Origin of the sequence: Streptomyces violaceus (genome assembly GCF_036014075.1) — a bacterium.
GTDB lineage: Bacteria > Actinomycetota > Actinomycetes > Streptomycetales > Streptomycetaceae > Streptomyces > Streptomyces violaceus.
On record NZ_CP107911.1, the window covers coordinates 8,080,459 to 8,103,833 of the forward strand.

General features: G+C 72.0%; 23 protein-coding genes. 12 read left to right on the forward strand and 11 right to left on the reverse strand.

Annotated elements, in window-relative coordinates:
• Positions 1 to 10 precede the first annotated feature (10 nt).
• The 3 genes from OG542_RS36435 to OG542_RS36445 are packed head-to-tail and all read left to right on the forward strand — an operon-like array spanning position 11 to position 2,626.
• Positions 11 to 1,003, forward strand: coding sequence for a branched-chain amino acid ABC transporter permease (locus OG542_RS36435; RefSeq protein ID WP_184595201.1), 993 nt, complete (start codon positions 11 to 13; stop codon positions 1,001 to 1,003).
• Positions 993 to 1,883, forward strand: coding sequence for an ABC transporter ATP-binding protein (locus tag OG542_RS36440; protein WP_328416571.1), 891 nt, complete (start codon positions 993 to 995; stop codon positions 1,881 to 1,883). Before OG542_RS36435 ends, OG542_RS36440 begins: the two co-directional genes overlap by 11 nt.
• Positions 1,884 to 1,885: 2 nt before the next feature.
• Complete coding sequence (locus OG542_RS36445; protein WP_311129870.1) at positions 1,886 to 2,626, forward strand: ABC transporter ATP-binding protein; 741 nt, start codon at positions 1,886 to 1,888, stop codon at positions 2,624 to 2,626.
• 22 nt (positions 2,627 to 2,648) lie between these two features.
• Here OG542_RS36445 and OG542_RS36450 read toward each other — a convergent pair whose 3' ends face one another.
• Positions 2,649 to 3,896, reverse strand: a complete 1,248-nt coding sequence (locus OG542_RS36450; protein ID WP_328416575.1) for an ABC transporter substrate-binding protein — start codon at positions 3,894 to 3,896, stop codon at positions 2,649 to 2,651.
• Positions 3,897 to 4,015: 119 nt separating this feature from the next.
• Positions 4,016 to 5,497, reverse strand: a complete 1,482-nt coding sequence (locus OG542_RS36455; protein ID WP_328416577.1) for an MFS transporter — start codon at positions 5,495 to 5,497, stop codon at positions 4,016 to 4,018.
• Positions 5,498 to 5,583: 86 nt separating this feature from the next.
• On the opposite strand from OG542_RS36455, the gene OG542_RS36460 reads away from it, so the two are divergent.
• Complete coding sequence (locus OG542_RS36460; protein ID WP_328416579.1) at positions 5,584 to 5,979, forward strand: MarR family winged helix-turn-helix transcriptional regulator; 396 nt, start codon at positions 5,584 to 5,586, stop codon at positions 5,977 to 5,979.
• A 21-nt stretch (positions 5,980 to 6,000) separates the two neighbouring features.
• Here OG542_RS36460 and OG542_RS36465 read toward each other — a convergent pair whose 3' ends face one another.
• From OG542_RS36465 to OG542_RS36475, 3 genes are all read right to left on the reverse strand, one after another.
• Positions 6,001 to 6,729: a maleylpyruvate isomerase family mycothiol-dependent enzyme gene (locus tag OG542_RS36465; protein ID WP_328416581.1), complete on the reverse strand. Its 729-nt coding sequence runs from the start codon at positions 6,727 to 6,729 to the stop codon at positions 6,001 to 6,003.
• Between the two features lie 89 nt (positions 6,730 to 6,818).
• On the reverse strand, positions 6,819 to 7,697 hold the full coding sequence (locus tag OG542_RS36470; RefSeq protein ID WP_311129866.1) for an SDR family oxidoreductase: 879 nt from the start codon (positions 7,695 to 7,697) through the stop codon (positions 6,819 to 6,821).
• Positions 7,698 to 7,826: 129 nt separating this feature from the next.
• Positions 7,827 to 9,008, reverse strand: coding sequence for an MFS transporter (locus OG542_RS36475; protein WP_328416584.1), 1,182 nt, complete (start codon positions 9,006 to 9,008; stop codon positions 7,827 to 7,829).
• A gap of 121 nt (positions 9,009 to 9,129) precedes the next feature.
• Between OG542_RS36475 and OG542_RS36480 the strand changes: the two genes are divergently transcribed.
• The gene (locus OG542_RS36480; protein ID WP_311129864.1) at positions 9,130 to 10,608 is read left to right on the forward strand and encodes a glutamate--cysteine ligase; all 1,479 of its coding nucleotides are present in this window, start codon (positions 9,130 to 9,132) and stop codon (positions 10,606 to 10,608) included.
• 19 nt (positions 10,609 to 10,627) lie between these two features.
• Here OG542_RS36480 and OG542_RS36485 read toward each other — a convergent pair whose 3' ends face one another.
• Genes OG542_RS36485 through OG542_RS36495 form a run of 3 tightly spaced genes read right to left on the reverse strand, consistent with a single transcriptional unit; the run spans position 10,628 to position 13,341 of the window.
• Complete coding sequence (locus OG542_RS36485; protein WP_328416586.1) at positions 10,628 to 11,749, reverse strand: Gfo/Idh/MocA family protein; 1,122 nt, start codon at positions 11,747 to 11,749, stop codon at positions 10,628 to 10,630.
• Positions 11,719 to 12,429 (reverse strand): ThuA domain-containing protein, encoded by a 711-nt coding sequence (locus OG542_RS36490; RefSeq protein ID WP_328416588.1) that lies wholly within the window; start codon positions 12,427 to 12,429, stop codon positions 11,719 to 11,721. The genes OG542_RS36485 and OG542_RS36490 overlap by 31 nt, the downstream gene beginning before the upstream one ends.
• A gap of 51 nt (positions 12,430 to 12,480) precedes the next feature.
• Positions 12,481 to 13,341, reverse strand: a complete 861-nt coding sequence (locus tag OG542_RS36495; protein ID WP_328416589.1) for a class I SAM-dependent methyltransferase — start codon at positions 13,339 to 13,341, stop codon at positions 12,481 to 12,483.
• 97 nt (positions 13,342 to 13,438) lie between these two features.
• Between OG542_RS36495 and OG542_RS36500 the strand changes: the two genes are divergently transcribed.
• Positions 13,439 to 13,867 carry a helix-turn-helix domain-containing protein gene (locus OG542_RS36500; protein WP_328416590.1) on the forward strand — a complete coding sequence of 143 codons (429 nt, stop codon included), beginning with the start codon at positions 13,439 to 13,441 and terminating at the stop codon, positions 13,865 to 13,867.
• 21 nt (positions 13,868 to 13,888) lie between these two features.
• Here the strand turns inward: OG542_RS36500 and OG542_RS36505 are convergent, their stop codons facing one another.
• The 3 genes from OG542_RS36505 to OG542_RS36515 all read right to left on the reverse strand — a co-directional run bounded on the left by OG542_RS36505 (position 13,889) and on the right by OG542_RS36515 (position 17,056).
• On the reverse strand, positions 13,889 to 14,698 hold the full coding sequence (locus OG542_RS36505) for a DeoR/GlpR family DNA-binding transcription regulator (RefSeq protein WP_193478578.1): 810 nt from the start codon (positions 14,696 to 14,698) through the stop codon (positions 13,889 to 13,891).
• A gap of 67 nt (positions 14,699 to 14,765) precedes the next feature.
• Positions 14,766 to 15,821 (reverse strand): 4-hydroxythreonine-4-phosphate dehydrogenase PdxA, encoded by a 1,056-nt coding sequence (pdxA, locus tag OG542_RS36510; protein ID WP_328416593.1) that lies wholly within the window; start codon positions 15,819 to 15,821, stop codon positions 14,766 to 14,768.
• Positions 15,818 to 17,056 (reverse strand): four-carbon acid sugar kinase family protein, encoded by a 1,239-nt coding sequence (locus OG542_RS36515; protein ID WP_328416595.1) that lies wholly within the window; start codon positions 17,054 to 17,056, stop codon positions 15,818 to 15,820. Before OG542_RS36515 ends, pdxA begins: the two co-directional genes overlap by 4 nt.
• 219 nt (positions 17,057 to 17,275) lie before the next feature.
• Between OG542_RS36515 and OG542_RS36520 the strand changes: the two genes are divergently transcribed.
• Genes OG542_RS36520 through OG542_RS36545 form a run of 6 tightly spaced genes read left to right on the forward strand, consistent with a single transcriptional unit; the run spans position 17,276 to position 23,362 of the window.
• A complete protein-coding gene (locus OG542_RS36520) occupies positions 17,276 to 18,889 on the forward strand; it encodes an ABC transporter substrate-binding protein (RefSeq protein WP_328416597.1) in 1,614 nt (537 codons plus the stop codon).
• Between the two features lie 3 nt (positions 18,890 to 18,892).
• The gene (locus tag OG542_RS36525; RefSeq protein WP_328416599.1) at positions 18,893 to 19,822 is read left to right on the forward strand and encodes an ABC transporter permease; all 930 of its coding nucleotides are present in this window, start codon (positions 18,893 to 18,895) and stop codon (positions 19,820 to 19,822) included.
• Positions 19,823 to 19,825: 3 nt separating this feature from the next.
• Positions 19,826 to 20,740 (forward strand): ABC transporter permease, encoded by a 915-nt coding sequence (locus OG542_RS36530; RefSeq protein ID WP_328416601.1) that lies wholly within the window; start codon positions 19,826 to 19,828, stop codon positions 20,738 to 20,740.
• Positions 20,737 to 21,576: an ABC transporter ATP-binding protein gene (locus OG542_RS36535; protein WP_328416603.1), complete on the forward strand. Its 840-nt coding sequence runs from the start codon at positions 20,737 to 20,739 to the stop codon at positions 21,574 to 21,576. The genes OG542_RS36530 and OG542_RS36535 overlap by 4 nt, the downstream gene beginning before the upstream one ends.
• On the forward strand, positions 21,573 to 22,385 hold the full coding sequence (locus OG542_RS36540) for an ABC transporter ATP-binding protein (protein WP_328416605.1): 813 nt from the start codon (positions 21,573 to 21,575) through the stop codon (positions 22,383 to 22,385). The genes OG542_RS36535 and OG542_RS36540 overlap by 4 nt, the downstream gene beginning before the upstream one ends.
• A complete protein-coding gene (locus OG542_RS36545; RefSeq protein ID WP_328416607.1) occupies positions 22,382 to 23,362 on the forward strand; it encodes an aldo/keto reductase in 981 nt (326 codons plus the stop codon). The genes OG542_RS36540 and OG542_RS36545 overlap by 4 nt, the downstream gene beginning before the upstream one ends.
• Positions 23,363 to 23,375 lie beyond the last annotated feature (13 nt).

The window sequence follows — 23,375 nt, forward strand, 5'->3', positions numbered from 1 at the left end:
GGGGTGCGCCATGGACTTCGAGGCCATCGTCTCCGACGCTCTGCGCTCGGGAATCGGCCCCATCGCCGCCGTCTACGCCCTCGCCGCCATGGGACTGAACCTGCACTTCGGCTACACGGGGCTGCTCAACTTCGGCCAGGTCGGATTCATGCTCGTCGGCGGTTACGGGCTCGCCATCACGGTGTCCACGTACGACGGCCCGATGTGGCTCGGCGTCCTGGGCGGCATCGCCTGCGCGATCGTGCTGGCCCTGCTCCTCGGCCTGCCCACCCTGCGGCTGCGCGCCGACTACCTCGCGATCACCACGATCGCGGCGGGGGAGACGCTTCGGCTGTTCTACCGCTCCAGCTGGGCCGAGCCGGTCACCGGCGGGGTGTTCGGGCTGCAGCGGTTCGCGAACGACTTCTACGCGCTCAGCCCCATCGAGCCCGGCACCTACGGCGTGTGGCTCGTGAGGTACAGCTCCCGCGACCTCTGGGTGATGATCGTCGGATGGGCGCTGGTGCTCGTGGTCGGAAGTCTGCTCGCCCTGCTGATCCACAGCCCGTGGGGCCGTGTCATCCGGTCGATCCGTGATGACGAGGTCGCCGCGCGCAGCCTCGGCAAGAACGTCTACGCGTACAAGATGCAGAGCCTCGTGCTCGGCGGCGTCATCGGGGCGGTCGCGGGCATGATGCAGGCGATCCAGGTGCAGTCCGTGAACCCGGACAACTACGACCCGGCCGTCACGTTCTTCCTGTACACGCTGCTCGTGCTCGGAGGTGCCGGGCGGATCCTCGGGCCGGTCGTCGGCTCGATCCTGTTCTGGTTCGTCCTCAGCTTCCTCGACAGCGCGCTCCGCCAGGCCATCGACGCCGAGTACATCTCGCCGGACCTCATCAGCACGTCGGAGGTCGGCGCGGTGCGCTTCGCCCTGGTCGGGGTCGCCCTGATCCTGCTGGTCGCGTTCCGGCCACAGGGCATCCTCGGCAGCCGGAAGGAGATGCTGCTCAGTGGCCGCTGACCCTGCCGTGTCCCACCCGGGCCGGCTCTCCGCGATCGATCCCGAGCCGGGGGTCCGCAAGCCCGATCCTCTGCTGGTCCTGGACCAGGTGACCCGCACCTTCGGCGGCCTCGTCGCCGTGCGGGTCGAGCACCTGGAGGTGCAGCGCGGGGCCATCACGGCGCTCATCGGGCCCAACGGCGCCGGCAAGACCACGTTGTTCAACGTGGTGAGCGGGTTCGACCGGGCCGACGGCGGCCGTTGGTCGTTCGACGGACAGCCGCTCACCGGCGCCCCGGCGCACCGGGTGGCGCGTCGCGGAATGGTCCGTACGTTCCAGCTCTCCAGGGCGCTCGCCCGGCTCACGGTGCTGGAGAACCTGCTGCTCGCCGCGCCCGGGCAACGCGGCGAGCAGGTGCTGCCCGCGCTGCTGCGACCGCTGTGGCGCGGGCAGGAGCGGGAGTTCGAGCGCCGGGCCGACGAACTGCTGGACCGGTTCCGGCTCGGGCCCCTGCGCGACGACCATGCCGGCACGCTCTCCGGCGGCCAGCGCAAACTGCTGGAACTGGCCCGCGCGCTGATGACCCGGCCGGTCATGCTCCTGCTCGACGAGCCGATGGCCGGGGTGAACCCCGCGCTGACCCAGTCGCTGCTCGGACACATCACGCGGTTGCGCGACGAGGGGCTGACGGTGTGCTTCGTCGAGCACGACATGGACGTGGTGATGGGCATCAGCGACTGGGTGGCCGTCATGGCCGACGGCCGCTTGGTGGCCGAGGGCCCACCGCACACGATCGGCCGGAACGCCGCCGTCGTGGACGCCTACCTGGGCAAGCGGCACGACGAGCCGGATGCGACCGAGGAGCAGGAGAAGGGGAGGGAGAAGAGGAAGGAGGAGTAGCGATGTTTGCCGAGGAGCAGGCACCGGTGCTGGCGGCCGACGACATCGTCGCCGGCTATGTCCCCGGCGTCGACGTGCTGCGCGGATGCAGCGTCGAGGTGCGGCCGGGCGAGGTGGTCGGCGTGATCGGTCCCAACGGCGCCGGCAAGTCGACGCTGGTCAAGGCCGTCTTCGGGCTGCTGCGGGTGCGCGGCGGGACCGTGCGGCTGCGCGGCGAGGACGTGACCGGCCGGCCCGCGCACGAGCTGGTCCGGCGGGGCGTGGGCTACGTGCCGCAGCTGCAGAACGTGTTTCCCCCGCTGACCGTCGAGGAGAACCTGCGGATGGGCGTGTATCTGCGGCCCAAGGACCACGCGCGGCGGGTCGCGGCGGTCGAGGAGCTCTTCCCCGTGCTGGCCGACCGCCGCAAGCAGAAGGCCGGCGCGATGTCCGGCGGCGAGCGCCAGATGCTCGCGATGGCCCGCGCGCTGATGATGGAGCCGCAGCTGCTGCTGCTCGACGAGCCGTCGGCCGGACTGTCACCGCTCCATCAGGACCACGTCTTCGACCGGTGCAGAATGATCAACAGCGCGGGCGTCGCCGTGCTCATGGTCGAGCAGAACGCCCGCAGGTGCCTGCAGTTCTGCGACCGCGGCTACGTCCTCGACCAGGGCCGCAACGCGTACACCGGCACGGGTACGGCCCTGCTGCACGACGAGAAGGTGATCGAGCTCTACCTCGGCACGCTCGCCCGCGTGCGTTGACCCCTGCTGTCGGTCCTCCCGGTCACTCCTCGGCCGTGCTGGTCTCGGTACGCAGGGTCTGCAGCTTCCCCTCGTCGTTGTAGCCGTACACCTCGATCGTCGCCTGGCCGGGTTCGCCCGTGTCGGTGAAGTTGAGCGGCCCGCTCACACCGTCGTAGTCGATGTCCCTGCCGTCGGCGAGGAGCTCCTTGCAGGCGGCGAACGAGTTGCACTTCTCGCCGTCCTTGGTGATCCCGTTCATCTCCTTCACGTACTCGCCCGGGTCGTCGGACTCCGCCTTCTCGGCGGCGAGCGCGATGGTCGTCGTGCAGTCGAACACCTGCGGTGCGAACTGCAGCTCCTTCAGCTTCGGCGCGAACTCCTTCAGCTCCTTCACATACTGCTCGTTCTCCGCCGAGGCCGGCGCGGTCCCCTTCATCCCGGAGAGCCTCTCCGGCTGGCCCGGGGAGACCAGCGAGGGCAGTTCCTCGCTGCGCAGTCCGTCGGCGCCGTAGACGCCGATCCGGTCGGGCCCGAGTCCGTTCTCGATCATGCCCTGCAGGATCTGGGTGCCTTCCTCGAAGGCGATCACCACGGCGGCGTCCGGCCTGGAGTTCTCCACCTGCTGGACGACCTGGTCGAAGTTGGTCGCCTTCGGGTCGTAGGTCTCGGCGAGCGTCACCGTCGCACCGCGCTCCTCCAGCGTCTTGCGGGTGGCCTCCATCAGGCCGCGTCCGTAGTCGTCCGCCCGTGCGACCAGGGCCACCCGGTCGTGGCCGTCGTCACGGACGACATCCGCCAGGATGGGCCCCTGCAACGAGTCGCTCGGGACGGTACGGAAGTAGTAGCCGTCGTCCTCGTAGTCGGTGAAGGTGGGAGCGGTGTTCGACCCCGAGCACTGCACGACGCCCGCTCCGGTCACCCGGTCGATGAACGCCAGCGACATGCCGGAAGCCGCGGCGCCTACGATCGCGTCCACGCCTGCCGCGAGGACCCGGTCCGCCGACTGTGCGGCAACGGCCTCCTGGCCCGCCTCGTCACTGGAGACCACAGTCGGCACGGGCTTGCCCAGGACCCCGCCGGCGTCGTTGATCTTCTGTATCGCGAACTTCAGCGATTCGATCTGGGGCGGGCCGAGGTAGGCAAGCTGTCCCGTTTCCGGCAGGACGTAGCCGAACTGGAGCTCACCATCGCCCGGCTCTGCGCGGGCAGTGCCCGTCGAACCGCAGACGGCAATCACAAGAGCAGCCGCGCTTGCGAAGATCGCGGACCGCCGTATCGACGCTTTCATCTCCGCCTCCGCTCGTTACAGGCGGCGGAGGGTCGACTGGCCGGCCCTCCGCCCGCCATCTGTACACGAGCGTAGAACTCATTCAGAGTCCAGAAAAGCATGAAACGTACCCTTTTTCCCTAGTCGTGCACGGTGACGCGCTCCGCTTCCCGGGGGTTGGACTTGGCGACCACGACGGACGGCCGGTCCCGGCCGGTCCGCAGGCCCGTGAGGGTGATCAGCAGGCCGGCGAGGGCGATGAGGGTCACGACCACGAGGCCGGGCCGGTAGCTGTCGAGAACTTCCTGCGGGGTGGCGGCACCCTTCTCCGGGCTGTTCGCGGTCACCACCGCCGTCACCACCGCGAGGAAGATCGCGCCGCCCACCTGGACCGAGGTGTTGAGCAGCCCGGAGACCATGCCCTGCTCGTGCTCGTCCACGCCGTTGGTGGCCTGGACGTTGAAGGACGGGAAGGTCAGTGCGAAGCCCGAGCCGACCAGCAGCATCGTCGGCAGGATCACCGACGCGTACCCGGGGTTCAGGTCGATGCGCAGGAACAGGACGTAGCCGGCCACCATCAGGGCGAAGCCGAGCACCATCAGCCGGGCCGTGCCGAACCGGTCGATGACGGCGCCCACCTTCGTCGCCGACAGTGCCACCAGCGCGCCCGCCGGCAGGAACGCCAGCGCCGTGTGCAGTGCCGACCAGCCGAGCAGCTGCTGCATGTACAGGGTGACCAGGAACTGGAAGCCGATGTAGCTGCCGACGAACGTCAACGCGCCCAGCTGGGCCCGCACTTGCGGCCCCGAGCGCAGCACTCCGAGCCGGATCAGCGGGCTGGGGCTGCGCCGTTCGACCGCGACGAAGGCCACCAGCAGTACAGCCACGGCGGCGAAGGACAGGATGGTCCGGGCCGCGGCCCAGCCCACCTCGGGCGCCTCGACGACGGTGAAGACGAGCAGCAGCATCGAGGCGGTGCCGAGGACGGCGCCGGGGATGTCGTAGCCGCCCCGGCCGCGCTCGCGCTCACTGCGCGGCAGCAGCTTCAGGCCCGCGAGCAGGGCGATCAGCGCGATGGGGGCGGGCAGGAGCATGGTGAGCCGCCAGCTTGCCTCTGTGAGCAGGCCGGAGAAGACGAGTCCCATCGAGTAGCCGGTGGCGCCGCAGGTGGTGTAAATGGCCAACGCCCGGTTGCGCAGCGGGCCTTCGGGGAACGTCGTGGTGATGATCGACAGGCCGGCGGGGGCCGTGAAGGCCGCGCTCAGGCCCTTGATGAAGCGGCTGGCGATGAGCAGCGGCCCGGAGTCGACGAGACCGCCGAGCAGCGAGGCCAGTGCGAAGACACCCAGTGCCACCAGGAAGACCTGGCGCCGGCCCAGCAGGTCGGCGGCCCGTCCGCCGAGGAGCAGCAGCCCGCCGTAGCCGAGGATGTAGCCGCTGACGATCCACTGCAGTGCCGAGGTCGACAGGCCGAGGTCGGCGCCGATGGACGGCAGCGCGACGCCGACCATGGACACGTCCAGGGCGTCCAGGAACATCGCGGCGCAGAGGACCAGCAGGGTGCCCCAGAGCCGTGGAGTCCAACGTCCGCCGGACGTGGGGGTGGTGAGCGGAGAGATCATGCCCGAGACGCTACATGCGCATGCATGAGATGCAAGTGCATTTAATTCAGGTGCAACAAACTCTGCTCTCTGTTACGGTGCGGCCCATGGCGGCGAAGCAGGCCGAGCAGGCGCTCGTGGAACGGTGGCGGGACATTCTGGCGCTGCATGCGCGAACGCAGTGTGAACTCGACCGTGCTCTGCACGGCCACGGCCTGTGCGCCAGCGACTTCGAGGTGCTCGACGTCCTCGCCGGATGCCGGACGCCGAAGGGCACTCCGTCCTACCGCGTGCAGGAGATCTCCGAGCGGGTCCATCTGAGCCAGAGCGCGCTGTCGCGGCTGATCGCCCGGCTGGAGAAGGAGGGGCTCGTGGAGCGCTGCATGTGCTCCGAGGACCGGCGGGGCGTGCAGGTCGCGCTCACGGCCAAGGGGCGCGCGCTGCACGGCGAGGTGCTGCCGGTGCAGCGCGCGGTGCTGGCGCGGATGCTGCCGGAGGGCTGAGCCGCTCGGGGCGCGGAGCCGTCAGACCCCGGACGCCTCACGCCACAGCGTGGCGAGCGCCCGGTCGCCCGTGACGTTGGGCAGGGGGACCCGGTTCCACAGGGCCAGGTACAACTGCTCGGCCGGGCCGGAGAGTTCGCACTCGGCGTCGCCTGACGCGCCCCGCGTGGTCACGGGCGGCTCCGAGGACAGCCGTACGGTCCACACCGCGTCGGTGTCGTCCGTGCGCACGCGCAGGACACGTGGCTCGGGGGTGCGCACCCTGCTCCTGGAGCGGGCGTGGAAGCCGCGCAGCAGTTCGTCGATGCCGTCGGTCGCGAAGTCCGGGGCGAGCGCGGTGGCGTCGCCCCCGCGTGCGGACTCGGCGTCGATCCGGTGCACGGCCGTCTCGTGCGCCTGCCGACGGGTCCAGAAGGCCAGCGGGGACGGCGCGGGCAGGAAGGCCCAGCACTCCAGGTCGGGCGAGGCGCCGGCCAGTGTGTCGACCAGGTGGCGGTGACTGTCGCGGTACCAGGCCACGAGCTCCGCGCCGTCGAGGTCCGGGACGTCACCCAGCGGGCGGCGCTCGGTGTACCGCTCGGTGACGTACGACGCGGCCCAGCGGTGCACCGCGCCCGTGTGCCGCACCAGGTCGCTCACCTGCCACTCCGGACACGTCGGCACCTTCGCGTCCGTCCCTGCCTCCTCGGCGGCCGCGGCCAGCAGCAGGCCCTCTGACTCCAGCGCGTGCAGGAACTCGGCGGTCTCCATGAAGCCGAGTCTGCCGTATGGAGCGCGCTCCAGGCCCGCGAATTACGGCTGCCGGCTTCCCCCTGCCGACGGCTGCGGTCCCCGGGGGATCACGGCAGCGGCGTCCCGCCCGTCGCGTTGACGATCTCGGCGGTGATGTACGACGCCTCCTGGGAGGCGAGGAAGACGTATGCCGGAGCCATCTCGGCCGGTTGCGCGGGCCGTCCGATCGGCGCCTGCTTGCCGAACGTCTGCGTGTCCGGCAGCGTCGCCGGGATCAGCGGCGTCCACACCGGGCCCGGCGCCACCGCGTTGACGCGGACGCCCCGGTCGATCAGCATCTGCGCCAGCCCCTGCGTGAACGTGACGATCGCGCCCTTCGTCGTCGCGTAGTCCAGCAGATGAGGACTGGGCTTGTAGGCCTGCACCGACGCGGAGTTGATGATGCTGCCGCCCTCCGGGATGTGCGGCAGGGCCAGCTTGCAGAGCCAGAACATGCCGTACAGGTTGGTGCGCAGCACCCGGTCGAACTGCTCGGTGGAGATCGCCTCGATGCCGTCGGGCTGCGACATCTGGTACGCCGCGTTGTTCACCAGGACGTCGATCCGGCCGAATTCGGCGACGGCACGGTCGATCAGCGCCCGGCAGTTCTCCTCCTCTCGTACGTCGCACGAGACGGGCACGGCGCGCCGGCCGGCCTCCTCGACCAGCCGGGCCGTCTCGGCGGCGTCGTCCTTCTCGTCGTCCAGATGGGTGAAGAGCACGTCGGCTCCCTCACGGGCGAACGCCAGGGCGACGGCGCGGCCGATCCCGGAGTCCCCGCCGGTGATCACGGTCTTGCGGTCGGCCAGCCGGCCACTGCCCCGGTAGGACTCCTCGCCGTGGTCAGGGGGCGGGTCCATGGGTCCCGTCCACCCGGGATGCGGCTGGTCCTGGGCGGGAAACTCCGGGGTGGGGTGCAGGTCGCCGGGGTGCTGCTGTTCGGTCACGGGTCTGCCTCCTCGTCGACGACGTACGGCCCGGTGATCGCAACGGGCGTGGCCACGGGTACCCAGGAATACGGCAGTGCCGATCAGCCGGCCGCGGTCGATCGGCGGACCTCGGCGAACGCGCCGCCCTCAGCCCCCGGCCGCCCGCCGCGTCGCCGCCCCCACGAGAGCCCCGACCGCCGCCGCCACCGCCGCGAGCACCGCCACGCTGGTCAGGGCGGCCGGCAGGGTGAACCAGTCCGCCATGAAGCCGATCGCGGGCGGCCCGAGGAGCATGCCGCCGTAGCCGAGGGTGGAGGCCGTGGCGACGCCGCCGGGGCCGGCCAGTGCGCCCGCGCGTTCCACGGCCACCGGGAAGAGGTTCGCCAGGCCGAGGCCCGTGACCGCGTAGCCGAGCAGAGCCGCCCACAGGGAAGGGGCGAGTGAGCCGAGCAGCATTCCGGCCGCCGCGGTGGTGCCGCCCGCGACGACGGTCCGGGTCCGCCCCAGGCGTTCCAGGAGCGTCGTGCCGGTCAGCCGCCCCACCGTCATGGCGAGCGCGAAGCAGGAGTAGCCGACGGCCGCGGCGCCCGGCGAGGCGTCCAGGTCCTGTTCGAGGTGCAGGGCGCCCCAGTCGGCCAGCGCCCCCTCGCCGTACGCGGTGCACCCCGCGATCACGCCGAAGACGATCACCAGCCCCCGGGTACGGCCGTCGAGCCGGCGCGGGGCGAACTTCGCGGGACGTTCCCGCTCCGGCGGCGTCGGCGGCTCGTGCCGCAGGAGCGTCGGTCCGGCCAGCGCCGTCACCAGTAGTCCGACGACGGTGAGCAGCAGCAGATGCCGGGTGGGGGAGAGGGCCCCCGCGACCAGCCCGCCCAGACCCGCGCCGATCATGCCGCCCAGGCTGAACGCGGCGTGGAAGCTCGGCATGATCGGCCGCCGCAGCGCGGCCACCAGCTCGACGGCCGCGCTGTTGAAGGCGACGTTGATCCCGCCGTACGCGGCGCCGAAGAGCAGGAGCACGAGACCGAGTGCGAGGACCGAGTGGGTCAGCGGGGGCAGGGCCACGCTGAGGGAGAGCAGGACGGCGCAGACGACGGTGACCCGGTGGTTGCCGTAGCGGCGGCACAGGCGACCGGTGAGGGTCATGGTGATGACGGCACCGGCCGAGACGCCCAGGAGGGCGAGGCCGAGGGCGCTGGCGGAGGCGTTCGTCTGGTCCTTGATGGCGGGGATGCGCACGACCCAGCCGGCGAAGACGAAGCCGTCGAGGGCGAAGAAGACGGTGATCGCGATACGGAGTCGGGTGAGGGAGCTGCCGTCGCCCGGCACGGCACTGTGCGTTCGGGGTTTGTTTATTTGCGGCACAAAGTCAGGCTAGGTGGGTGCGGGGGCGGCGACAAGGTGCGACGCTGGGACGAGAGGTATCCGCCGAGGGAACTCGGGAGGACGCATGGGACGTGACGTGCCGGCCCTGGTGTTCACGCGGGAGGACCGCCGTCGCTATCGGCAGAAGATGCACACCGACCTCGAGGTGCTGGCGCGGATGCTCCGCGAGTCGGGTTTCGAGAGCGAGCGGCCCCGGGTCGGGCTGGAGATCGAGCTCAACCTGGTGGACGACGAAGGACTGCCCGCGATGCGGAACACCGACGTGCTCCAGGCGATCGCCGAGCCCGCCTGGTCGAGCGAGCTGGGCCGCTTCAACCTGGAGATCAACATCCCGCCCCGGGAGCTCACGACCGGCGGCCCCGGAGACTGGGAGCGGGAGATCCGGGACGCCCTCAACCACGCCGAGGACCGCGCCTCGGCCGTCGGAGCCCACCTGATCATGGTCGGCATTCTGCCGACGCTGGGGGAGACGCACGTCAGCGAGGCCGCCCTGTCCGGCGACCCCCGGTACCGGTTGCTCAACGAGCAGATCTTCGCGGCGCGCGGCGAGGACCTGCGGATCAGGGTCGACGGTGTCGAGCGCCTGGCGACGTACGCCGACACCATCACCCCCGAGGCCGCCTGCACCAGCACCCAGTTCCATCTCCAGGTCGCCCCGAAGGAGTTCCCGCACTACTGGAACGCGGCCCAGGCCATCGCGGGCGTGCAGATCGCCCTCGCGGCGAACTCGCCCTACCTGTTCGGCAAGGAGCTGTGGCGCGAGACCCGTATCCCCCTGTTCGAGCAGGCCACCGACACCCGGCCCGAGGAGATCAAGGCCCAGGGCGTCCGGCCCCGGGTGTGGTTCGGGGAGCGGTGGATCACCAGCGTCTTCGATCTCTTCGAGGAGAACGTGCGCTACTTCCCGGCCCTCCTGCCGCTGTGCGACGACGAGGACCCGCAGGCGACTCTCGACCGGGGAGGCGTGCCGCAACTGGACGAACTGACCCTGCACAACGGCACGATCTACCGCTGGAACCGCCCGATCTACGCGGTCACCGACAGCGGTCCGCATCTGCGCATCGAGAACCGGGTGCTGCCCGCCGGCCCCACCGTCGCCGACATCATCGCCAACGGCGCCTTCTACTACGGACTGACCCGCGCCCTGGTCGACGAGGACCGGCCGGTGTGGACGCGGATGTCCTTCTCGGTCGCCGAGGAGAATCTGCACACCGCGGCCCGCGACGGTATCGACGCCCGCCTGTACTGGCCGGGAGTGGGCGAAGTGCCGGTCACGGAACTGGTGTTGCGGCGCCTGCTGCCGCTCGCCCACCGTGGCCTGGAGCTGGCCGGCATGGACGACGCGTGGCGCGAACCCCTGCTGGGCATCATCGAGCAGCGCTGTGTCACCGCCCGCAACGGCGCCCTCTGGCAGGCCGAGACGGTCCACCATCTGGAGAAGGCGGGCATCTCCGACCGGCGTGAGGCACTGCGGCAGATGACCACGACGTACATGGACTACATGCATATGAACGCGCCCGCACACACGTGGCCCGTGGACTGACCCGCGCGGCATCGCCCGGTCACGCCCGGCCGGGAGCGACCGGGCCCTTCCAGTCCCCGACGGCCGTCCACGGCACCGGATCGGGCGCCTGCGCCGAGGTCGTCAGCTCGATCCGCCGCCCCTCGGCCGACGAACGCAGGAGGGCCGTCATCGTCTCCAGGACGTGCAGGGCGAGTTCGCCGTTCGCACGCGGCGCCCGCTGTCCGTCGGCCGCGAGGAAGTCGAGCAGTCCGACGCCGCGTGCGCCGTCCTCGTAGCCCGCCGACGCCGGCAGGGCGCGCCACCGGGTGTCGCCGAGCGCGTGCAGCCGGACCTCGCCGTCGAAGCGGTTCGGATCGGGGACCGAGAGGGTCCCCGTCTCGCCGTGGACCTCGATCGGCGCGGCCGTGGTGGCCACACCGTCGAAGCTCGTCGTGATCGTCGTCAGTGCCCCGCCCGCGTGTTCCAGCACCCCGGAGACATGACTGTCCACTTCGACCGGGATCCGCTCGCCCGTGCGCGGCCCGGAACCGATCACCCGCTCGGCGCGCAGCCGGCCGGCCGCCCCGATCACGGCACGCACCGGGCCCAGCAGGTGGATCAGGGACGCGAGGTAGTACGGCCCCATGTCCAGCAGGGGGCCGCCGCCCTCGGTGTAGTAGAAGTCGGGGTGGGGATGCCAGCGTTCGTGACCCGGGGTGACCATCACGGCCGAGGCGAACTGGGGACGTCCGATGCTCCCCGCCTCGACGGCCGCCCGTGCCGTCTGGACCCCGGTGCCCAGAACGGTGTCCGGCGCGCACCCCACACCGACGCCCGCATTCGCGGCTGCCTCCACGACGGCACGGGCGTCGGCGAGCGTGGCGGCCAGCGGCTTCTCCCCGTAGACGTGCTTCCCGTGGCCGATGGCGCCGAGGGCGATCCCGGCGTGGGCTGCCGGGGTGGTGAGGTTCAGCACCGTGTCCACGTCCGGGCTGCTCAGCAACTCCTCGACCGTCAGCGCCTCGGCGCCGGGCAGTTCGGCGGCGACCGCGGCCGACCGGGAGGCGTCGAGGTCGGCGACCGCGGTGACGCGCACGGCGGGATGTGCGGCCAGCGTGTCGAGGTACGCGCGGGAGATGACGCCGAGTCCTACGACGCCGATGCGGTGCGCGTCGCCCACAGCATGCCCCTCTCGATGATGGTGCGGACGTCGGGGTGCTCCAGCACGTCGAGGCTGTGCCCCGGTGTCGTCACCAGGACGCGCCCGGCACCCCACCGGCGGGTCCAGACCGCCGGTGAGGTGACCGGCCGGTGCCAGGGCTGCCACGGCCGGGCGGGATGCGTCGTGGTGGCCAGGACGTCGATGAGGTCGTCGTGGAGCACCCAGTACTGCTCGGTGTCCAGCTCGAAGTCCTCGATGCCCGCCGTGACGGGATGGGCGCGGCCGGTCTCGGTGAGGGTGATGGTGTGCGGCAGGAAGTTGTCCTCCGCCCCGCCCCGGCGCTCGCACGGTTCCTTGCCCGGGTGGGTGGCGAACTGGCCGCCGACCAGGTGGAGATAGTCGGCGCAGGCGCGGAACGAGTCGGCGATGCCGCCGTGCCAGCCAGTGAAACCGGTGCCGGCCACGACCGCCGAGCTCAGTCCTGCCACCTGCTCGCGGGTGATCTCCGACATCGTGACGCACTGCACGACGAGGTCGGTGTCCGCCATCTCGGCGGTGTCGGCGTAGACGTCGGTCGACTCCTCGACCCGGACCGCGTATCCGTCGTTCCGGAGGAAGGGCAGGAACAGCTCCGTCGCCTTGACCGGCTCGTGGCCTTCCCATCCGCCTCGGACAACCAGGGCTCTTTTCTGCGTCATCGTGATCTCACTATGCGCGGGGCGCCCGGGCTGCGAAAAGAGGGCCGGGCCTCACGAAAGTTTCGCGGCCGAGGCCCGGGCGCCGACCGTCCAGCAGGCCGCGGTGAAGCGGACCTCCGAGCCCTGCACAAAGGGATCGAAGGCGGCGCGGACCGTCTCGACGACCCGTACGCGCGTCTCCTCGTCCACCTCGGGCAGGGCCATGCCGAGGGGCCCGAGCCGGGTGAAGTAGCGGACCAGCTCCTTCTCGGGGAGGGCACAGACGACGTCGATGGGCTGGATGTCGATATCGGCCCACCCGCTCTCCGCCAGGATGCGGCGGACCTTGTCCGGGTCCGCGAAGGCGAACTGTCCCGGCTCGTCGGGCCGTCGGACGGGCAGGCTCGGGAGCAGCGGTGCGGCGGCGCGCTGGGCGGTTGTCATGAACGGGTTCTCGGCAGGGTCCCGCCACACGATGACCCGCAGGCCGGCCCCGTCCCTGACGGCGCTCCGGAGGTTGCCGAAGGCCCGGACGGGGTCGTCGAAGAACATGACGCCGAAACGCGAGATGACGGTGTCGAAGGTGCCGGGCTCGAACGTGTGCTCCTGCGCGTCGGCGCGGACGAAGGAGGCCGGTACGCCCTCCCGCTCGGCGCGCGCCCGGGCGGTGTCGGTCAACGGCCCGGAGATGTCGACCCCGACGCAGTGACCCGCCGGGCCGAGCCGTCGCGCGACGGCCAGGGTGGTGCCGCCCGTCCCGCAGCCGACGTCGAGCACGTGTTCCGCGCCTTCGGCGGACACGGCGTCGACGAGCATGCCCTCGATGGGCCTGAACATCTCGTCCAGCACATGCTGGAGATCCACCCAGGCGTGACCGGCGCGCCCGTTCCAGCGGGCGGTCTGTTCGTCATCGTTCCTGCGCTCGGCGTCCATGCTCGTCGGCTCTCCTTCTGCTGGCCTTCGTCGTCTGCTTGCCCTGGTCGGGGTGAGATGACAGCGTTCTACTTCAAGTCGACTTGAGGTCAAGGGAATGACAGACCTGGACATCGCCGAAGTGTCCCATCGTGCCGGGGTGCCCGCGTCGACGCTGCGGTTCTACGAGGAGAAGGGGCTGATCGCCCCGACCGGCCGGCGAGGGCTGCGCCGGCAGTACGATCCCGGCGTACTGGAGCGGCTGGCCCTGATCGCGCTGGGGCGGACGGCCGGGTTCTCGCTCGACGAGATCGCGCACATGGTCGCGCCGGACGGGCCGCCACGGATCGACCGGCGCATGCTGGCGGACAAGGCGGAGGAACTGGACCGCAGGATCCGCGAACTGGGCGTGCTCCGCGACTCCCTGAGACACGCCGCCGTGTGCCCCGCGCCGAGCCACATCGAGTGCCCCACCTTCCGCGGCCTTCTCGACGCGGCCGCGTCAGGAGGTGTCCCCACGCCGAGGAGGCGGAGGCCAGGTGGCTAGCTGCCCCGGCTATGCCCGGCTCTACGGGGTGTCGCCGTGCGGGCCGGCCGGTACCCGCTCCGGCGTCGTGGTCACCGTCGCCACCCCGCGCGCCCGCAGCTCCGCGAGTACGGCCGGGTCGGCCGTGTCGTCCGTGACCAGGGTCCAGCCCTCGCACAGGGCCGTCCAGGCGTGGAAGGGGCGGCGGCCGAGCTTGGCCGCGTGGGCGAGGACGTAGACGTGGTCGGCGCGGCGGGCCATCAGCTCCTTGAGGCGGGTCTGGCGCAGGTCCGCCTCGCAGATGCCGAGTTCGGGGGAGATGCCGTCCGTGCCGAGGAAGACCCGGTCGAACGTCATGCGCTCCAGGGCGGCTTCCGTGAGCGGTCCGACGAAGCCCTGGCTGAGCGGGCGCAGGGTGCCGCCGAGGCACTCGACGTGCACCGTCTCTACATCGGACAGCGCCTGCAGGGCGGTGAGTCCGGTGGTCGCCACGGTGAGGTCCTCGGCCGTGCGCAGCTCGTGGGCGAGCGCGCCGACCGTGGAGCCGGCGTCGAGCAGCAACGTCTCGCCGGGCCGCACCTGGGCCGCCGCCCAGCGGGCGATGGCCTGCTTGGCCTCGAAGGCCTCACCCACGCGCTGCCGCAGGGACGCCTCGGGGTGCGCGGCCAGGGCCATGGCCCCGCCGTAGGTGCGGGCCAGACGCCCGTCGGTGGTGAGCTTGGCCAGGTCGCGGCGAATGGTCGAGGCCGTCACGCCGAACAGCTGCGACAGCTCCTCCACGCTCGCCAGGCCGGTGGTGGTGGCGAGGTGGACGATGCGGTCGCGCCGCGCCTTGGATCCGGTCACAGACATAGGTTCTTCATGTCCTCAATAGTCCTGGGCCGTCCTGGGTCGCACACGTGCCTGCCGCGAACCGCGGTCAGCGGGCGGCCGGAGCGGTCGACATCTCGGCGGCCTGGCGCAGGGCCTCGACCATGCTACCGGGCTCTGCCCGGCCGGTTCCGGCGATGTCGAAGGCCGTGCCGTGGTCGACGGAGGTGCGGATCACCGGCAGTCCGACGGTGAGGTTGACCCCGGCCTCGATGCCGAGGACCTTGACGGGGCCGTGCCCCTGGTCGTGGTACATCGCGACGATGAGGTCGTAGTCGCCGCGCGAGGCCAGGTAGAACGCCGTGTCCGCGGGCAGCGGGCCGCGTGCGTCGATGCCGTCGGCGCGCACTGTCTCCAGCGCCGGGACGATCTTCGTCTCCTCCTCGCCGTAGCCGAACAGGCCGTTCTCGCCCGCGTGCGGGTTGATGCCGCAGACACCGATCACCGGGTCGGCGGTCCCGGCGCGCACCATCGCCTCGTGGCCGCGGCGTACCGTGCGCTCCACCAGGCCGGGCTCGATGCGGTTCACGGCGTCGATCAGCCCGATGTGGGTGGTGACGTGGATGACCTTCACCCGGGGAGTCGACAGCATCATCGACACCTCCTCGACGCCCGTGAGATGGGCGAGGAGTTCGGTGTGGCCGGGGTAGAGGTGGCCGGCGGCGTGCAGGGCCCCCTTGTTGAGCGGGGCGGTGCAGATGCCGTCCACCTCGCCGCGCAGCGCGAGTTCGGCGGCGACGCGTACGTAGTGGTAGGCGGCGTCTCCCGCGACGGCGGACAGCTCGCCCCAGGGCAGGTCGGCGGGGAGCAGCCCGAGGTCGATCACGTGGACGCGGCCGGGCGCGAACCTTGCCTGGGCCGGATGCTCGACCGGCACGATCTCGCAAGGGATGCCGAGGATGCCGGCCGCCTGCCGCAGGCGCCCGGCGTCGCCCACGACGACGGGTCGGCAGTCGCGCAGGGTGTCGGGGTGCAGCAGCGCCGGCACGATGACCTCGGGCCCGATGCCTGCGCCGTCGCCCATGGTCACCGCGATGACCGGGAGCGGCCGGGTGGCCGCGGGGGTCTGGCCTGCGGTGGCGGCGGAGGAGGGGGCTGCGTTCACGGGGCTACTCCTGTGGGGTCGGTCGGAACGTGGCGTACGGGTGCGGGGCGCAGGGCACGGACGATGCGCCGCAGGGAGTCGACCTCGCCGTAGCTGCCGGGCCGGGTGACGACCGAGCGGCCGTCGGGCGTGCGGGAGAGGACCGCACCGTGGTGGATCTGGCCGACCGGGCGCAGGTCGGTGACGCGCAGGACGTCCAGGACGCGGCGGGCGGTCTCGCCGCCGGTGAGGACCAGGTCGCAGTCGTGTGCCGCGTCGGCGACGGTGTCGGCGAGCGCGGCGACGAGACGGCGCGCCTGGGAGGGGTCGGCCGCGCCGGTGACGCGGACGACCGTGACGGCGGTGACGGGAGGTGCGAGCCGTCGCGGGGAGCGGAGGAGGTCGAGGGTGCTGAGGGAGACCTGGTGGGCTCCGTCCGCGAGGAGGTGCGCGACCTGTCCGCGGGCGGACGGCTCGGCCGTGCCCACGACGATCAGCAGCGGCCGGACGGCTTCTCCGGGGACGAGGGCGTTCTCCGCGGGTGTGCCCAGGAGCCGCCCCAGGGCGCCCGCGAGTCCGCCGGTGCCCAGCAGCCTGATCCCGGGACCCAGTTCGAGGGCCGCCGCGGCGATCGCGTCGAGGTCGGTCTCGGTCTCCGCGTCGCACACCGGATGCCGTCCCTGCGCGAAACACGCACGCAGCGCTTCCCGTAGCGCGCCGGGTGCCCCGCGTACGTCCGTGAGCGGCACCGGAGCTGACGGCAGGTCACCGAGCGCGGCGGCGACCGAGGGCGGGGCGGGCCGCGCCTCGGCACGCCAGGCGTCCGCCGCGTGCAGCGGCACCCCGTCAAGGCGGACGACCCCGCCCCGGACCGTGCGCCGGGCCGCCGGCAGAGCGGTCGCGATCACCACGCCCCGGCCGCCTCGCGCGTAGGCGGCCGCCTCGGCGGCGAGGTTGCCCCTGAGCAGCGAGTCGACCTTCTTGAAGAGCACCGTTGCCGCGGGTGCCGAGCGCGTGACGTCCCGTACCGCCCGGGCCGCCTCGGCGCCGGGCAGCTGCCGCGAGTCGAGGTCGAGCACGAGCGACTCGCCGGGCGCGGACGTCACCGGCACGGCGACCGGACCCAGCAGGATCCGGGCGGGCGAGCGCAGCGCCACCGCGGTCTCGGCGGCACCGGACAGATCGTCGGCGAGAGCGAGTACGGGCCGGTGGGCGGCCTGGACCTGGCCGCCGGGGCCGGCTGCGGAGAGGGACACGGGTACCTCCTCGGGCGGCCCGGTCGGGCTGCCTCGGGAATCGATGATGACACGGGTTGCGCGAAATGCGCGAGACCCCTTGCGCACTTCGCGCAGTCGTGCCACCTTTTCCGGCGCGACACCTGTTCGTATCCCGCCGGCCGGGCCCCCGACCGGGCCGCAGCGAGAGCCGCACGAACACCACGAGCCGGTCGCCCCCGGAACGCGAGAAGGTCGACGATGACCCCAAGCCCCTATGACGCACCCCCGGACCACCGCCCCCAGTGGGAGCCCCTCCGCCGTCCCGTCCGCCGCCGTACCCTGCTGCGTCTCGGCGCGCTCGGCAGCTCGGGTCTGGCCCTCGGTCCGCTGTCCGCCTGCGCAGGACCCACCGGAGCCCCCGGCCCCGGCACCCTCACCCTCGGCCTGAACCGCTCCCTGGTGAGCCTCGACAACAAGCTGAACCAGTTCGACGCCGCCGTCACTGTGCAGCGCGCGGTCCGTCAGGCCCTCACCGGCATCGGTCCCGGCATGCGCGTCCAGCCGGTCCTCGCCGACCGGTTCGCGATGACCGGGCCGACCACCTGGAGCGTGCGGCTGCGCGAGGGCGTGCGCTACTCCGACGGCAGCCCCGTCACCGTCGAGGACGTCGCCACCGCACTGGAGATGTACGGCAAGGTCAACGGCTCCTTCCTCCTCGGCCTCTTCCCGGAGCTGCCCACCGTCGAGAAGACCGGCGAGCGCACCTTCGAGCTGCACACCAAGCGGCCGGTACCGGTGCTCGACCGCCTCATGGCCAACATCCACATCACCCCGGCCGCCGCCAACCGGCCGGAGGAACTCCAGAGCGGCGTCGGCTCCGGCCCGTACAAGGTGATCGAGGCCAACAGCGGCGCCGGCGAGTACACCCTCGCCCGCAACCCCCGCTACTGGGGCCGCCCGGCCCACGTCGACACCGTCCGGGTGCGCTTCGTGCCCGAGGAGTCCAGCCGGGTCATCGCCCTGCGCAGTGGCGAGCTGGACGTCGTCGACACGCTCACCCCGGACTCGGCCGAGCAGCTCACCGACCTGCCCGGCGTCACCGTCGAGGAGACCGCCGGCGTCCGCATCTCCCAGCTCTTCTACAACTTCCGCAAGCCCGGCGACCACCCCCTGGCCGACGCCCGCGTGCGCCGCGCCCTCACCTACGCCATCGACGGCGAGGCGCTGGTGAAGGACGTCCTCACCGGCTCCGCCGAAGCCGCCGAAGGAGTCGTCCCGCTCGCCCTCGAAGGCGCGGTACGCACCGGCGCCTACACCTACGACCCGGGCAAGGCAAAGGCGCAGCTGAAGCGGCTGGGCGCCGAGGGCCTGCGGATCCGCGTCATCTGGGAGTCGGGCGAGTTCGCCGCCGACAACTCCGTCATGGAAGCCGTCGCCGACATGTTCCGCGACATCGGCGTCCGCGCCTCCCTGCTCCAGTTCGAACCGGGCGGCGACATCCTGAAGTGGCGGCAGGGCCGCGGGGGCGACTGGGACGTGATCGGCAACGGCTTCCCCGGCACCACCGGCCAGGCCCTCACCTCCCTCCAGGGCATGTACGGCGGCACCCCCGAGCGGGAACGCACCCGCGACACCTACATGGGCTACGTCATCCCGGACATCCAGCGCCGCCTGGAGGACGCCGCCACCGAGACCGACGCGGCCACCCGCGACCGCAAGCTGGCCGCCGCGCAGCACGCCGTCTGGAACACCTGGCCCAGCCTGTGGGCCTTCGCCCCCAAGACCCTGCTCGCCCGCCGCGAGCGCGTGCACGACCTGGGCCTGCTCCAGCTCAACTCCTACGACCTGTCCGCCGTACGGCTGGAGGGCTGAGCCGTGGCCACCTACCTCGCCCGCCGCATCGGCCAGAGCCTGCTGGCCGTCTTCCTCACCCTCACCACGGTCTTCCTGCTGCTGCGCCTGGCCCCCGGTGACCCGGCCGCCGCCTACGCCGCGCCCAGCGCCACGGCCGCCGACCTCGCCCGCATCCGCGCCCAGTTCGGCCTCGACGAACCGCTCGTCGTCCAGTACGGGATCTACCTGCGGGACCTGTGCACCGGGAACCTCGGCACCAGCTACTCCTTCCACGCCTCCGCGTTCCAGGTCGTCATGGACCGGCTGCCGTACACCATCACCCTGGCGGTCTCCGCCATCGCGGTCACCACCGTCGTCGCCGTGCCCCTCGGCGTGTGGATGGCCCGGCGCGCCGACACCAAGCGGGAGCTGGGCGCCAACGTCCTGACGATCACCGGGCAGTCGATGCCGGACTTCTGGACCGGCGTGATGCTGCTGACCGTCTTCGCGGTGCTGCTCCCGGTGCTGCCCGCCTCCGGATTCACCTCGTGGAGCGGCCTGATCCTGCCCACCGTGACCGTGGCCGTCCTTCAACTCGCCCTGATCTCACGCCTGGTACGCCGCGAGATGACCACCGCGCTCGCCGCCGCCTACACCACGGTCGCCCGCTCCCGCGGCGTCTCCGAACGCACCCTGACCTGGCAGTACGGCCTGCGCAACTCCGCCGTGCCGCTCGTCACCGCCCTCGGCACCCGCTTCGCGGCCCTGCTCAACGGTGTCGTGGTCGTCGAGGTCGTCTTCGGCTGGCCGGGCGTCGGCTCGCTCGTCGTCCGGGCGCTGGAGACCCGCGACTACCCGCTCATCCAGGCCACCGTCCTCGTGACGGCCACTCTCGCGATCCTCGTCCAGCTCCTCGTCGACCTCGCCTACCCGCTGTTCGATCCGCGCGTACGACTCGGAAAGGCGGCCTGACCCATGGCCGGTGTCATCTCCACCCCGGTCGCCGGCGCCGAGCGGCCCAGCGCCGTCAGCGCCCGCGACCTCGCCCGGGCCACCGCGACCCGGCAGCGGCGCAGCTCGCGCTTCAAGATCTGGGCCGGGTCCGTGTGCACGGCCCTGGTGGTCCTGCCCGTCGCCCTCGCGAACCTGCTGCCCCTGCCGGAGGCCAACGCCCAGGACCTGTCCCAGCGCAGGTTGCCCCCGCTCAGCGCAGGACACCTGCTCGGCACCGACCAGCTCGGCCGCGACCTGCTGTCGCGCCTCCTGCACGGCGGCCAGGTCTCCCTCTCGGTCGGCGTCCTCGCGGTCCTGGTGTCCGGGCTGATCGGCATCGTCGCCGGGTCGGCAGCCGGGTTCTTCGGCGGCTGGGTCGACGCGCTCGTCTCCCGCTTCCTGGAGGCCCAGCTCGCCCTGCCCCTGCTGATGATGCTGCTGCTCGTCGTAGCCCTCTTCGGGCCCTCCGTCACCGTCATCACCTGCGTGATCGCCGTCGCGCAGTGGCCCGAGGTGGCGCGGCTGACCCGCTCCCTCGTCCTGGTCGAGCGCGAGAAACCGTACGTCGCCGCCGCACGTGTGCTGGGCCTGCGCGGCTGGCAGATCCTCACCCGGCACATCGTGCCCAACGTCGTACGGCCGGTGAGCCTCGTCGTGCTGCTCCTGCTCGCCCAGGCCGTGCTGCTGGAGAGCGCGCTGAGCTTCCTCGGCGCCGGTCCGCAGCGGCCCTTCGCCACCTGGGGCCGGATCATCTCCGACGGCCAGGCCTACATCACCACCTCGTGGTGGCTGGTCACCCTGCCCGGCCTGGTCATCGCCCTCCTCGTGGTCGGGGTCAATCTGCTGGGCGACGGACTGCGGGACCGCACCCGCCGCCGGAAGGGAGCGGGAGCATGACCGACGGGACACCCCTGCTGGATGTCCGTGACCTCCAGATCGAACTCGTCACCGCGCACGGCGTCGTCCGGGCCGTCGACGGCGTGACCTTCACCGTCGGCCGCGGCGAGACCGTGACCCTCATCGGCGAGTCCGGCTCCGGCAAGTCGACCACCGCGATGGGCGTACTGGGCCTGCTGCCGGAGGGACTGGCCGTGCTGTCGGGCGCCGTCCGCGTCGGCGGCCGGGACGTCGTCGCCGACCCCGGCGCGGCCCGCGCGGTACGCGGCCGGACGGTGTCCCTGATCCCGCAGGACCCGATGACCGCCCTCAGCCCCGTCCACACCATCGGCCGGCAGCTCGGCGAGGCGATCCGCCTGCGCCACCCCGAACTGTCCAGGGCCCAGGCCCGCGAGAAGGGCATCGAGTTGCTCACCCAGGTGCGCATCACCCGCCCCGAGACCCGCTGGAAGGCCTACCCGCACCAGTTCTCCGGCGGCATGCTGCAACGCATCCTCATCGCCATCGCTCTGGCCGGCGATCCGGAACTGCTGGTCGCCGACGAACCCACCTCCGCCCTCGACGCGACCGTGCAGGCCAGCGTCCTGGACCTGCTGATGGAGCTCCAGGAACGCACCGGCATCGGCATACTGATGATCACGCACGACCTGGGCGTGGCCCGGCTGGTCTCCGACCGCATCCACGTCATGAAGGACGGCCGCTTCGTCGAGTCCGGCCCGGCCGAACGCATCGTCGACAAACCCGCCGAGCCCTACACCCGAGCCCTCCTCGCCGCCGTGCCCCGCCTCGGCGCCTGGGACGAGGACGAGACCTCCGTGCGAGGAGCCACCCCATGACCCTGCTCTCCGTAGAGGACCTGGTCGTCGAATACCCGACGCCGAGCGGCCCCTTCCGTGCCGTCGACCAGGTCGGCTTCCGACTGGACAAGGGCGGCTCGCTCGCAGTCGTCGGCGAGTCCGGCTGCGGCAAGTCGACCCTCGCCCGTGCCCTGGTCCGGCTGCTCACCCCACGGTCCGGCCGTATCGTCCTCGACGGCACGGACATCGCCGCCCTCCCGGAGCGGAGACTGCGACCGCTGCGGCGCCGCGTCCAGATGGTCTTCCAGGACCCGTACGGCTCCCTAGACCCCCATCTGACCGCCCAGCAGATCGTGGCCGAGCCGCTGCGCCTCGGCGGTGTGCCGGACCGTGCCGAACGGGCCCGCCGTGCCGCCGAGCTGCTCGACCAGGTCGGCCTGCCCCCGTCCGCCCTGGAGCGCCGCCCGGCCGACTTCTCCGGCGGCCAGCGGCAGCGCATCGGCATCGCCCGCGCCCTCGCCTCCCGCCCCGACCTGCTGGTGTGCGACGAGGCGACCTCCGCGCTCGACGTCTCCGTGCAGGCCCAGGTGCTGGCCCTGCTCAGGGAATTGCAGGAGGAGACCGGCATCGCCTACCTCGTCATCGCGCACAACCTGGGCGTGGTGCGCGAGATGAGCACGGACGTCGTGGTGATGCGGGCCGGCCGCGTGGTCGAGGCCGGGCGGACCGAGACCGTCCTCGCCGCCCCGGCCGACCCCTACACCCGCGCCCTGCGCCGCGCCGCACTCGACCCGAGCGCCATCCACGGCGTGAAACCCCGCCGCGTACCGGAAGGAAACTCCTCGTGACCACCGGCCTCACCCTGCCGAACACCACCGTCCCGCTCTCGCGGCTGGTGCTCGGCACCATGACCTTCGGTGACACCGTCGACCGCGGGGGAGCTGCGGCCATGCTGGACGCCGCGCTCGACGCCGGCATCACGGGTGTGGACACCGCCAACGGCTACGCGGGCGGCGAGAGCGAGCGACTGCTTGGGGAACTGCTCCCGGGCCGCCGCGACCGGATCGTCCTCGCCACCAAGGCCGGTATCCCGCACCCCGACCAGGGCGATCACGCGCCCCTGTCGCCGGCCGGACTGCGCGCCGCCCTGGACGGCAGCCTCAAGCGGCTCGGCACCGACCATGTCGACCTCTTCTACCTGCACCAGCCGGACCGTGCGACGCCGCTCGCCGAAACCCTGGTGACCGTGGCCGAGTTCGTCGCCGAGGGGAAGATCGGCGCCCTCGGCGTGTCCAACTACGCGGCCTGGCAGATCGCCGAGCTCAGCCGCGTGGCCGACGAGGTCGGCGCACCCCGCCCGGTCGTCGCCCAGCAGTTGCACAACCTCCTCGCGCGCCGTATCGAGGAGGAGTACGCCGAGTACGCGGCCGTCACCGGCCTGCGCACCATGGTCTACAACCCGCTCGGCGGCGGGCTCCTGACCGGCCGGCACCACTTCGGTGAAGAGCCCGGCTCCGGCCGCTTCGGCGACTCGCGGCTCGCCGCCATGTACCGGCAGCGGTACTGGGACGAACGGCTCTTCACCGCCGTCACGGACCTGGCCGCCGTGGCCGGGCAGGCCGGCCTCCCGCTCACCGACCTCGCCCTGCGCTGGCTGCTGGACCGCCCCTCCACCGACGCGCTGCTCCTCGGCGGCTCCAAGGTCGAGCACCTGCTCGCCAACATCGCCGCCGCCGCAGAGGGCCCGCTGCCCGCCGACGTCACCGCGGCCTGCGACGAGGTCGGTGCCCGCCTGCGCGGTCCGATGCCCGCCTACAACCGCTGACCACACCCCCACC

Bases quoted from the DNA above. Each gene is read 5' to 3' on its own strand.
- OG542_RS36435 (WP_184595201.1), top strand. From the start codon at position 11: ATGGACTTCGAGGCCATCGTCTCCGACGCTCTGCGCTCGGGAATCGGC.
- OG542_RS36530 (WP_328416601.1), top strand. From the start codon at position 19,826: ATGGCCGGTGTCATCTCCACCCCGGTCGCCGGCGCCGAGCGGCCCAGC.
- OG542_RS36465 (WP_328416581.1), bottom strand. From the start codon at position 6,729: ATGGAGACCGCCGAGTTCCTGCACGCGCTGGAGTCAGAGGGCCTGCTG.
- OG542_RS36535 (WP_328416603.1), top strand. From the start codon at position 20,737: ATGACCGACGGGACACCCCTGCTGGATGTCCGTGACCTCCAGATCGAA.
- OG542_RS36450 (WP_328416575.1), bottom strand. From the start codon at position 3,896: ATGAAAGCGTCGATACGGCGGTCCGCGATCTTCGCAAGCGCGGCTGCT.
- OG542_RS36540 (WP_328416605.1), top strand. From the start codon at position 21,573: ATGACCCTGCTCTCCGTAGAGGACCTGGTCGTCGAATACCCGACGCCG.
- OG542_RS36520 (WP_328416597.1), top strand. From the start codon at position 17,276: ATGACCCCAAGCCCCTATGACGCACCCCCGGACCACCGCCCCCAGTGG.
- OG542_RS36495 (WP_328416589.1), bottom strand. From the start codon at position 13,341: ATGGACGCCGAGCGCAGGAACGATGACGAACAGACCGCCCGCTGGAAC.
- OG542_RS36500 (WP_328416590.1), top strand. From the start codon at position 13,439: ATGACAGACCTGGACATCGCCGAAGTGTCCCATCGTGCCGGGGTGCCC.
- OG542_RS36460 (WP_328416579.1), top strand. From the start codon at position 5,584: ATGGCGGCGAAGCAGGCCGAGCAGGCGCTCGTGGAACGGTGGCGGGAC.
- OG542_RS36445 (WP_311129870.1), top strand. From the start codon at position 1,886: ATGTTTGCCGAGGAGCAGGCACCGGTGCTGGCGGCCGACGACATCGTC.
- OG542_RS36490 (WP_328416588.1), bottom strand. From the start codon at position 12,429: ATGACGCAGAAAAGAGCCCTGGTTGTCCGAGGCGGATGGGAAGGCCAC.
- OG542_RS36455 (WP_328416577.1), bottom strand. From the start codon at position 5,497: ATGATCTCTCCGCTCACCACCCCCACGTCCGGCGGACGTTGGACTCCA.
- OG542_RS36480 (WP_311129864.1), top strand. From the start codon at position 9,130: ATGGGACGTGACGTGCCGGCCCTGGTGTTCACGCGGGAGGACCGCCGT.
- OG542_RS36505 (WP_193478578.1), bottom strand. From the start codon at position 14,698: ATGTCTGTGACCGGATCCAAGGCGCGGCGCGACCGCATCGTCCACCTC.